At 60.3% G+C, this 12,095-nt stretch carries 3 protein-coding genes; 2 read left to right on the top strand and 1 reads right to left on the bottom strand.

Features of this window, described 5'->3' with window-relative positions:
* Positions 1 to 7,449: retention module-containing protein (locus CAG44_RS27180; protein WP_143516036.1), on the bottom strand; the 7,449-nt coding region annotated here is incomplete at its 3' end.
* A 992-nt stretch (positions 7,450 to 8,441) separates the two neighbouring features.
* On the opposite strand from CAG44_RS27180, the gene CAG44_RS27175 reads away from it, so the two are divergent.
* Together CAG44_RS27175 and CAG44_RS27170 are read left to right on the top strand one after the other, a co-directional pair.
* Complete coding sequence (locus CAG44_RS27175; protein ID WP_085593366.1) at positions 8,442 to 10,598, top strand: type I secretion system permease/ATPase; 2,157 nt, start codon at positions 8,442 to 8,444, stop codon at positions 10,596 to 10,598.
* Positions 10,588 to 11,964 carry an HlyD family type I secretion periplasmic adaptor subunit gene (locus CAG44_RS27170; RefSeq protein WP_038407794.1) on the top strand — a complete coding sequence of 459 codons (1,377 nt, stop codon included), beginning with the start codon at positions 10,588 to 10,590 and terminating at the stop codon, positions 11,962 to 11,964. Before CAG44_RS27175 ends, CAG44_RS27170 begins: the two co-directional genes overlap by 11 nt.
* Positions 11,965 to 12,095 lie beyond the last annotated feature (131 nt).

Genomic DNA, 12,095 nt, shown 5'->3' with positions numbered 1-12,095 from the left:
CTTCACCACCAGGTCCGAACCGGTGACTTTGTGGTTGACCGATGCGGTGTAGGTCACCACGCCGCCCTCGACCACGCTTTGCGTGGCGGTCAGGGTCACGGTGGTGGTGTCGATGGTGTCGGTCACCTTGGTCACAGCCGCAGTGCTGCTGACGTCCAGCTTCTCGAAGTCACCACCGGTGGTGCCGGTAACGGTCACGCTCAGGTTTTCGGCATCGACATACACATCGTCGCTCGGCGCATCGATGGTGATCGAGGCTTCTTTCGAGCCCGCAGCGATGGTGATGCTTTCACCGTTGCTCAGCTTGATCACCAGGTCAGTGCCGGCCTTGTTGGTCAGGGTGGCGGTATAGGTGATCTTGCCGCCTTCGGCCACGGTGTCCGTCGCGGTCAGGGTGAGCGTGGTGATGTCCGGAGTCGCAGGATTATCGGTGACGGTGGTCACCGGTTCACCAACGGCCACGGTCTTCTCGTAATTGCCGCCCGAGATGTCGGTGATCTTGTTGGTCAGGTCCAGGTTGGTGTTATGGACGTTGTTCGGCGCGGTGAACGGTACCGAAGCCGACGACTCGCCCACCGGGATGGTGATGGTCTGGCCGTTGGCCAGTTTCACTACCAGATCGGAACCGGTGACTTTGTGGTTGACCGATGCGGTGTAGGTCACCACGCCGCCCTCGACCACGCTTTGCGTGGCGGTCAGGGTCACGGTGGTGGTGTCGATGGTGTCGGTCACCTTGGTCACAGCCGCAGTGCTGCTGACGTCCAGCTTCTCGAAGTCACCACCGGTGGTGCCGGTAACGGTCACGCTCAGGTTTTCGGCATCGACGTAGACGTCGTCGCTTGGGGCATCGATGGTGATCGACGCTTCTTTCGAACCGGCGGCGATGGTGATCGTCTCACCGTTGCTCAGCTTGATCACCAGGTCGGTACCGGCCTTGTTGGTCAGGGTGGCGGTGTAGGTGATCTTGCCGCCTTCAGCCACGGTGTCCGTCGCGGTCAGGGTAAGCGTGGTGATGTCCGGAGTCGCCGGATTATCGATGACAGTCGTCACTGGCTCGCCAACCGCCACGGTCTTCTCGTAGTTGCCGCCCGAGATATTGGTGATCTTGTTGGTCAGGTCCAGGTTGGTGTTGTGGACGTTGTTCGGTGCAGTGAACGGTACCGAAGCAGACGACTCGCCCACCGGGATGGTGATGGTCTGGCCGTTGGCCAACTTCACCACCAGGTCCGATCCGGTGACCTTGTGGTTGACCGACGCGGTGTAAGTGACCACACCACCTTCAGCGACGGTCGAAGCCGCCGTCAGCGTCACGGTAGTCGTGTCAATGGTGTCAGTGACCTTGGTCACCGCTGCGCCGCTGTTTACATTCAGCTTCTCGAAGTCACCACCCGAAGTTTCGGTCATTTTTACCTGAAGGACTTCAGCATCGACATACACGTCATCGCTTGGCGCATCGATGGTGATCGAAGCTTCCTTCGAGCCAGCCGCAATGGTGATGGTCTCGCCATTGCTCAGTTTGATGACCAGATCGGTACCGGCCTTGTTGGTCAAGGTAGCGGTGTAGGTGATCTTGCCACCCTCGGCAACTGTCGGCGTCGCGCTCAGGGTCAGGTGAGTAACGTCCTTGGTACCTGGACCATCGGTCACGGTTGTCACCGGCTCGCCGGTGGCCACGGTCTTCTCGTAGTTGCCGCCCGAGATATCGGTGATCTTGTTGGTGAGATCCGGGTTGGTGCTGTGGACGTTGTCTGGTGCAGTGAACGGCACCGATGCCGACGACTCGCCCACTGGAATGGTGATGGTCTGGCCGTTGGCCAACTTCACCACCAGATCGGAACCGGTGACTTTGTGGTTGACCGATGCGGTGTAGGTCACCACGCCGCCTTCAGCGACAGTCGAAGTCGCCGTCAGGGTGACGGTGGTGGTGTCGATGGTGTCGGTGACCTTGGTCACGGCCGCAGTACTGCTGACGTCGAGTTTCTCGAAGTCGCCACCGGTGGTGCCGGTAACGGTCACGCTGAGGTCTTCGGCATCGACGTACACGTCGTCGCTTGGGGCATCAATGGTGATCGAGGCTTCCTTCGAGCCCGCGGCGATGGTGATTGTCTCGCCGTTGCTCAGCTTGATCACCAGGTCGGTACCGGCCTTGTTGGTCAAGGTGGCGGTGTAGGTGATCTTGCCGCCTTCGGCCACGGTATCTGTAGCGGTCAGGGTGAGCGTGGTGACGTCCGGAGTCGCCGGATTATCGGTGACAGTCGTCACTGGCTCGCCAACCGCCACGGTCTTCTCGTAATTGCCGCCCGAGATGTCGGTGATCTTGTTGGTCAGATCCAGGTTGGTGTTGTGCACGTTGTTCGGTGCAGTGAACGGTACCGAAGCAGACGACTCACCCACCGGGATGGTGATGGTCTGGCCGTTGGCCAGTTTCACTACCAGATCAGAACCGGTGACCTTGTGGTTGACCGACGCGGTGTAAGTCACCACGCCGCCCTCGACCACACTTTGCGTGGCGGTCAGGGTCACGGTGGTGGTGTCGATGGTGTCGGTGACCTTGGTCACAGCCGCAGTGCTGCTGACGTCGAGTTTCTCGAAGTCGCCACCGGTGGTGCCGGTGACGGTTACGCTCAAGTCTTCGGCATCGACGTAGACGTCGTCGCTTGGTGCATCGATAGTGATCGAGGCTTCTTTCGAGCCAGCGGCGATGGTGATGGTTTCACCGTTGCTCAGCTTGATCACCAGGTCAGTGCCGGCCTTGTTGGTCAAGGTAGCGGTATAGGTGATCTTGCCGCCTTCAGCCACGGTGTCCGTCGCGGTCAGGGTGAGCGTGGTGACATCCGGAGTCGCCGGATTGTCGGTGACAGTGGTCACCGGTTCACCAACGGCCACGGTCTTCTCGTAATTGCCGCCCGAGATGTCGGTGATCTTGTTGGTCAGGTCCAGGTTGGTGTTGTGGACGTTGTTCGGTGCGGTGAATGGCACCGAAGCAGACGACTCGCCCACCGGAATGGTAATGGTCTGACCGTTGGCCAACTTCACCACCAGATCGGAACCGGTGACTTTGTGGTTGACCGAAGCGGTGTAAGTCACCACGCCGCCTTCAGCGACAGTCGAAGTCGCCGTCAGGGTGACGGTAGTGGTGTCGATGGTGTCAGTGACCTTGGTCACAGCCGCAGTGCTGCTGACGTCGAGCTTCTCGAAGTCACCACCGGTGGTGCCGGTGACAGTCACGCTCAGGTTTTCGGCATCGACATACACATCGTCGCTCGGCGCATCGATGGTGATCGACGCTTCTTTCGAACCGGCGGCGATGGTGATCGTCTCACCGTTGCTCAGCTTGATCACCAGGTCGGTACCGGCCTTGTTGGTCAAGGTGGCGGTGTAGGTGATCTTGCCGCCTTCGGCCACGGTATCCGTCGCGGTCAGGGTGAGCGTGGTGACGTCCGGAGTCGCCGGGTTGTCGGTGACGGTGGTCACCGGCTCGCCAACCGCCACGGTTTTCTCGTAATTACCGCCCGAGATGTCGGTGATCTTGTTGGTCAGGTCGAGGTTGGTGTTATGGACGTTGTTCGGCGCGGTGAACGGTACCGAAGCCGACGACTCGCCCACCGGGATGGTGATGGTCTGGCCGTTGGCCAACTTTACCACCAGGTCCGAACCGGTGACCTTGTGGTTGACCGACGCGGTGTAAGTCACCACGCCGCCCTCGACCACGCTTTGCGTGGCGGCCAGGGTGACGGTAGTGGTGTCGATGGTGTCGGTGACCTTGGTCACGGCCGCAGTGTTGCTGACGTCGAGTTTCTCGAAGTCGCCACCGGTGGTGCCGGTGACGGTTACGCTCAAGTCTTCGGCATCGACGTAGACGTCGTCGCTTGGTGCATCGATAGTGATCGAGGCTTCTTTCGAGCCAGCGGCGATGGTGATGGTTTCACCGTTGCTCAGCTTGATCACCAGGTCGGTGCCAGCCTTGTTGGTCAAGGTGGCGGTGTAGGTGATCTTGCCGCCTTCGGCCACTGTCGGCGTAGCAGACAGGGTCAGGAAGGTGGTGTCCTCAGAGTCTGGTCCGTCTGTGACGGTGGTGCTGATCTCTGTCTTGTCCAGGGTCAGCTTTTCAAACTTCCACGCGTCTGCACCGCTGACCGAGTCGATGGCATTGACGACAGGCTGAGCGCCTACATAGATGTCATTCGGCGCGGTCACGGTGATCGAGCCGGTGGTGCTGTTAGCCGGCACTACAACAACGGTCTTGCCGTCGCTGAGGGTGAAATACAGCGTCGAGTGGCTATTGATCGGCAGGCCGTCTTTGCTGGTCAGCGTGACGGTGTAGGTAATCTCGCCACCTTCGGTGACGGACTCGGTGGCCGTCAGCTTGGCCACCACTTCGTTGATGGTGTCGGTTACTTTCACCGACGCATCGCCGCCCAATTGCAGGTTTTCGAAGCTGCTGCCTGCGGTATCGGCCGCCGACTTGAGGCCCACGCTGATTTCGCCAGCGTCCTGATAAACGTCTTCACCCTGCTCGGCGTGGGTGTACTGCACGCTGGTTTCGCCCGCCTTGATAGTGACCTGGGCATTGTTGCTCAGGGTCACGACCAGATCGTGCGCCAGAACGGTGTTGATCTTCACGGTGAAGGTCGGGTTCTGGTTCTCGAAGACCGACTCCTGATTGGCCTCGATGGTGACCTTGACGATATCGCCGCCAGGGCCTGGGGTTCCGGGCTCGTCAGTCACCGTTGTGCTGACTTCGGTCTTGTCCAAGGTCAGTTTTTCGAACTTCCACGCGTCTGCACCGCTGACCGAGTCGATCGCGTTGACCACTGGCGCATTGGCGCCCACGTATACGTTGTCCGGCGCGGTCACGGTGATCGAACCGGTGGTGCTGTTGGCCGGTACCACAACAACGGTCTTGCCATCACTGAGGGTGAAGTACAGCGTCGAGTGGCTGTTGAGCGGCAAGCCGTCTTTGCTGGTCAGCGTGACGGTGTAGGTGATCTCGCCACCTTCGGTGACGGACTCGGTAGCCGTCAGCTTGGCCACCACTTCGCTGATGGTATCGGTCACCTCGACCGAAGCGGGACCGCCCAGTTGCAGGTTCTCGAAGACTCGCCCGTCGACATCTGCCGCCGACTCGACGCCCAGACTGATCTGGCCGGCGTCGTTGTAGACATCATCGCCCTGCGCGTCGTGAGTATACGGCGCGCTGGTATCGCCTGCCTTGATGGTGACCTGGGCATTGTTGCTCAGGGTCACGACCAGGTCGTGTTCCAGCGGGGCATTGATGCGTACGGTGAAGGTCGGCTTGAGGTTCTCAGCCACCGAGGGCTGGTCGGCGGTGATGGTGACCTGTACCAGATCGCCCTGGTTACCAGTACCCGGAATGCCGGAGCCTGGCTCGTCTGTTACGGAGGTGGTGACGGTATCACCGCTGAGCGTCAGCTTCTCGAAGCTGTCCGCACCTGATACGGATTCCAGCTTGTTCGCGATAGCCGCCTGACCACCGACATAAACGTCATCGTCGACGGTGATGGTCGCGGTACCCGACGCGTTGTTGGCCGGGATGGTGACTTTCGTCCCATCACTCAGAGTGAAGGTCAACGCGCCGTGTTGAGTAACCGGCAGGCCCTGTGTGTTGGTCAGGGTGACGGTGTAGGTCACCTGGCCACCCTCGGTTACGGAGGCCTTGTCGACGGTCAGAGTAGCGACGACTTCACTGACGGTGTCCGAGATTTCAACGGTCGCCGGCCCACCAAGGTCCAGCTTCTCGAAAGTGGCACCCGATACGGTAGCGTCTGTGACGCTGAGGGTGACAGAGCCAGCGTCTTTGATTACGTCATCACCCTGGGCCGAGGTCTTGTACTCGACTTCGGTCTTGCCAGCTTCGATGGTCACGGTGTCGCCGTTGGACAAAGTGACAGTCAGAGGACGGTCCAGTGCCTGGCTTACTTTCACGGTGAAGGAAGGCTGCTGGTCTTCGGTCACATTGCCATTGCTGACGATGCTTACGGTGACAGTATCGATACTGTCACTGATCACAGTCGAAGCTGGTGTCGGGTTCGGGGTCAGTTGCTCGAAGTTGCCGCCTGTGGCGCTTTCGATGGTTACGCTGACGGTCGGGCCGTTGTTGTAAACGTCGTTGGCCGGAGTCTGGAAGTCAATACTGCCCTGGGTTTTACCGGCTTCGACGGTAATGGTCTGGCCGTTGGACAGGGTTACGGTCACCGGGGTTTGAGCCGGATTGCTCAGGGTCACGGTGTAGGTGATGACGCCGCCTTCGGTCACCGACGGGCTCGCCGTCAGGGTCGCGGTGGTGGTGTCGATCGAGTCGTTGATCGTGGTCTGAGCTGGAGTCGGATTCGGCACCAACTGCTCGAAGTTGCCACCGGTCGCACCGGTAATCGTGGCGCTGACAGTTGAACCGTTGTTGTAGACGTCGTTAGCCGGAGTCTGGAAGTCAATACTGCCCTGGGTTTTACCGGCTTCGACGGTGATCGTCTGGCCGTTGGACAGGGTTACGGTCACCGGGGTTTGAGCCGGATTGCTCAGGGTCACGGTGTAGGTGATGACGCCGCCTTCAGTCACGCTTGGCGAAGCGGTCAGGGTCGCGGTGGTAGTGTCGATGGTATCGGTAACCTGGGTAACCGCAGGTGTTTGCGGCACGGTCACCGTCAGCCCACCGCCCCCGGTGGTGCCCGTTACGGTCGCCGAAATCTGGTCCCCGTCGATATACGGGGTATCGTTTGCCGGAACCACGACGTTGACGCTGCCCGAGGTCTGCCCGGCCGGAATGACGATTACGGCCCCGTTGGAAAGGGTGACCACCAGGTTGGTGCTCGGTGCCTGGCCAACCGTAGCGGTATAAACGATTACACCACCCGCTTCGCTGATGGACGGGGTAGCGCCAAGAACCAGGTCGGTAGCAACGCTGGTATCCGTCGTCGGCGTAGTTACCTGGTTGTTGCTGGTGGTATCCAGCACGCCAACCTCTTCGCCATCGAGCACGGCAGCAAAGCCCAGCCCGTCAGTCGGGAAGCCGACGGTAGGGTCGACCCGGCCCGCGGTTTCTTCGAGCATGACAAAGCTGTGGCCACCGCCCAGTGCACCACCACCGCCCGCCGATGATGGGCCAGCCGCAGTCGCTTCAAGCTCGGTAGTCGGGTCGACACCGGCAGCGATCGCCTGTTGCAGTTCCTCCACCGACGGCGCGGCCTGTGCGGTCGCCTGGCTCAGGTCGGTGCTGCTGTCTGGCGCATCGGCGCTCCACTGGCTATCACGACCCAGGTCGAGCAGACGGCCATCGGCCAGCTCCAAAGTAACTGCACCACCCGGGCCGGTGAGCACTTCCTCACCGGCCAGAAGGCGGTCCCCTTCGATCAGAACACGCCGAATGCCCTCTGGGGATACCGCAATAACCTGGCCGACAATACTTTTGACGATGGCTACAACGCTGCTCATTGGACTCTCCGTGTGACCCGATGGGTACTTCCCTGCCAGAGCGGCACTTGCAGACCACTTCAGGCGGAACTATGTCGATGATCTCTAGACGTTTATTGGCGTCAATATTCCGTCTATAACTTTTTGGAATTAACCAAATGCCAAACTATTGACCTTATACATTGCCATCCTAAACAATCAGCAATGTAATGTCACATTGATATTCGAATCTTAACCATGCGCTTCTTGAGGATAAGTGTCGTACATCATCCAAAGCGTCTTCAGCCAGTACTTTCAGCAGCTTTCCTCGTGCCTAGGTAACCGCAAAGAATACGACTGGACAACCGCTCATCGGCAGCTGTCAAAGATTCAAGCGTCAATAACCAAGTCACTTTCGCTCGCTCGGGTCATTGCCTGGTTACAAGCACAAACCTTGCCTGAAGGCAGCAAGACTTTGATCGGGAAGCCAGGCAAAAGCGCGGCCATACGATAGCTCACGGAGCCAGCAGCCCGCACCGCTGCACAATCAGGCACCCGATTTGCCGTAGATCAAAGAGATAGCGAACCACTGCGCAAATACTGCCAGCCCGAAAATGAGAAAACGTAGTCGATTGTCGAACCAAAGCCTGTCAGCGACCTGCTTTCCAATAATAAATTTTGCCTAATTAGTTACCGAATGACGTCAACAAATAAGCGCCTGTTTATTGACAAGCTACAAGTCGATACCGACAACTCCTCTGCCGCCAGACGGATGGCAGGCTATGCTGCAAATTAATTCGGCCTGGATGCTGACTGGATCAAAAATGAAACATCCGCCACTCAGCATCGTCTGCCAAGAATGAAGACCGTAGAATTGTTTACTCAATACCGATTCAAGGCGACCATTGGCCGGTTGCCCAAGCGCCAAGGTGCCGTAGCCTCATGACCACTGCCTGGCAGCGCCATTGAACGCCAGGGTGAGCCAGCCTGAACGGCGGCACACCCCCCCACCCACCACAAGGATGAAGAGCCGCGTGGAATCCGAAGTCAGTCGAGTCCAACTCAGCCACGATCCACGCAGTCAGCATGACGATCCCCTGCTGGATAGTCTGTTGAGCCTGTGTGTTCTGCACCAGAAACCCGCCAGCCGGGTCATGCTGACCACCGGCCTGCCGCTGCCGGCCCAGCGCCTGAGCCCCGAGCTTCTGCCCCGCGCAGCCGCCCGGGCCGGCCTGCAGGGGCGCCTGCTGCAGCGTAAGCTGGAGCAGATCCCGAGCATCGCCATGCCGGCCATGCTGCTGCTCAAGGAAGGCCGCAGCGCCGTCCTGCTGGGCTGGGAAAACCAAGACACCGCGCGCCTGCTGCTCAGCGAGAGCGATGGCGGCGAGGTACATGTCAGCCGCGAAGCCCTGCAGAGCGATTACAGTGGCCGGGTATTCTTCGCCCAGCCGCAGCACAAGTTCGACGTCAACCACGGCAACCTCATCCCGCGGGCGAAGTCGTGGTTCCGCGATACCTTGCTGCGCAGCAAGTGGCTATATATCGACGCCATCGCCGCCAGCCTGGTGATCAACCTGATCGCCCTGGCCGCGCCACTGTTCGTGATGAACGTATATGACCGGGTGGTGCCCAACCAGGCCACCTCGACCCTCTGGGTGTTGGCCATCGGCATCGCCGGTGCCTACATCTTCGACCTGATCCTCAAGGGCCTGCGCGGCTTGTGCCTGGACCTGGCCGGCAAGAAGACCGACCTGATCATTTCGGCAACGCTGTTCGAACGTATCGTCGGCATGTCGATGAAGTACCGCCCGGCCAGGGTCGGCAGCTTTGCCCAGAACATTCACGAGTTCCAGGGCCTGCGTGACTTCCTCGCCTCGCTGACCCTGACCAGCCTGATCGACCTGCCGTTCACCGTCCTGATCCTGATCGTCATCGCCATCATTGGCGGGCACCTGGTGTGGATCCCGATCATCGCCTTCCCGCTGGCCTTGGGCATCGGTTACGCCCTGCAACGGCCACTGATGGCGACCATGGAACGGACCATGGCCCTGGCCTCGGAGCGCCAGTCCAGCCTGATCGAGACCCTTGCCGGCCTGGATGCGGTAAAGGTCAACAACGCCGAAAGCGAACGCCAGTACATGTGGGAGCAGACCCTGGGTACCCTCAGCCGCCTGGAACTGCGGGTGAAGGTGCTGTCGAGCCTGGCGATGAACATCACCCTGCTGATCCAGCAACTGGCAGGCGTGGCGATGATCTGCGTCGGCGTGTACCTGATCATCGACGGCAACCTGAGCATGGGCGGCCTGGTGGCCTGCTACATGCTCAGCGGCCGTGCCCTCGGCCCGCTGGGCCAGCTCAACGGCCTGCTCGCCCGCTACCAGCAAGCCAAGGTGACCATGGTCTCCACCGACCACATGATGGAACTGCCGCAAGAACGCAACTTCGAAGAACGCCCGCTGAGCCGCAAGGTGCTGCAGGGCAGCGTCGAGTTCCGGGGGGTCGATTTCACCTACCCGAACCAACAGAATCAGGCCTTGAAGAACATCAACCTCACCATCCGCCCCGGCGAGAAGGTGGGCATTATCGGCCGCAGTGGCTCGGGCAAGAGCTCGCTGGCCAAGCTCATCGTCGGCCTTTACGAGGCCGATAGCGGCTCGCTGCTGGTCGATGGCGTGGACATTCGCCAGATCGACGTCAGCGAACTGCGCCACAACATCGGCTACGTGCCCCAGGACATCCAGCTGCTGGCCGGTACCCTGCGCGACAACCTGGTCAGCGGGGCTCGCTACATCGAGGATGAGTTGATTCTGCAAGCTGCCGAACTGGCGGGTGTGCATGAGTTCGCCCGGTTGCACCCGGACGGCTACGAGTTGCAGGTGGGTGAACGCGGGCAGAACCTGTCCGGTGGCCAGCGGCAGAACGTCGCCCTGGGCCGCGCGCTGTTGCTCAACCCGCAGATCCTGCTGCTGGACGAACCGACCAGCGCCATGGACAACACCGGCGAAGAACGCCTCAAGCAGCGCCTGCAGGCGGTGGTGGAAGGGAAGACGATGCTGCTGGTCACACACCGTGCCTCGCTGCTGTCGCTGGTGGACCGGCTGATCGTGATCGATCGCGGGCAGATTGTCGCCGACGGCCCGAAAGCCGCGGTCATGGATGCGCTGAAGAAGGGGCAGATCAGTGTTGCATAAGCTGGATGTGGGGCAATTCAAGGACGGCCTGCGGCGCTATTTCAAGGGTTCCGATTCACTGGGCGGCCAGCCGCTGCCAGAGGTCAACAAGGCCCTGATCGAGGATGCACCGCGGGTCGTGCGGCTGACCATCTGGGGCGTGATCCTGTTCTTCGTGTTCCTGATCGTGTGGGCCAGCGTAGCGCCCATCGACGAAGTTACGCGGGGTGAAGGCAAGGCCATTCCGTCGTCCAAGGTGCAGAAGATCCAGAACCTGGAGGGCGGCATCGTCGCCGAGATCTTCGCCAAGGAAGGGCAGATCGTCGAAGTGGGCCAGCCATTGCTGCGCCTGGATGAAACCCGCTTCGCCTCCAACGTGGGTGAAACCGAGGCCGACCGCCTGGCCATGGCCTTGCGCGTCGAGCGCCTGAGTGCCGAGGTCGAGGACAGCCCGCTGAAGATCGACGAAGCACTGCGCAAGGCCGCGCCAAGCCAGGCGGCCAGTGAAGAGTCGTTGTACCAGAGCCGGCGCCAGCAACTGCAGGACGAGATTGGTGGCCTGCAACAGCAGCTGGTACAGCGCCAGCAGGAACTGCGCGAATACAGTTCGAAACGTGCCCAGTACGCCAACAGCCTGCAATTGTTGCGCAAGGAGATCAGCATGTCCGAGCCCCTGGTGGCCACCGGGGCGATCTCCCAGGTTGAGGTGCTGCGCCTGCGCCGCGCCGAAGTGGAGAACCGCGGTCAGCTGGACTCCACAGCGCTGGCCATCCCGCGCGCCGAGGCGGCCATTCGCGAGGTGCAAAGCAAGATCGAAGAGACCCGTGGCAAATTCCGCAGCGAAGCGCTGACCCAATTGAACGAAGCGCGCACCGAGCTGAACAAGGCCACGGCGACCAGCAAGGCACTGGATGATCGCGTGCACCGCACCATGGTTACTTCGCCGGTACGCGGTATCGTCAAGCAGCTGCTGGTAAATACCATTGGCGGGGTGATCCAGCCGGGCAGCGACATCATAGAAATCGTGCCGCTGGACGACTCACTGGTCATCGAGGCGAAGATCCTGCCCAAGGACATCGCCTTCCTGCACCCTGGGCAGGAGGCGACGGTCAAGTTCACGGCCTATGACTACACCATCTACGGTGGGCTGAAGGCCAAGCTGGAGCAGATCGGTGCCGACACCATCACCGATGAAGACAAGAAGACCACCTACTACCTGATCAAGCTGCGCACCGACCGCAGCCACCTGGGCACTGACGAGAAGCCGCTGCTGATCATTCCGGGGATGGTGGCGACGGTCGATATCATGACCGGCAAGAAGACCATCATGAGCTACCTGCTCAAGCCGATCATGAAGGCGCGTTCGGAAGCGTTGCGCGAGCGTTAAAAAGCACACTCATCGCCGCGACCCACACTGTGGGAGATTCTATGGTTGTGGGCAATGCTTTTTGCCCCCTTTGCTCATGTATTCGCCTTGAGTCTTCATCAAGGCGAATGCAATTCTGGCCAGCTTTCGGG

The organism is Pseudomonas sp. B13(2017), from assembly GCF_002113245.1.
GTDB classification, from domain to species: Bacteria; Pseudomonadota; Gammaproteobacteria; order Pseudomonadales; family Pseudomonadaceae; genus Aquipseudomonas; species Aquipseudomonas putida_Z.
This window is presented reverse-complemented; position numbering and strand designations above follow the sequence as displayed.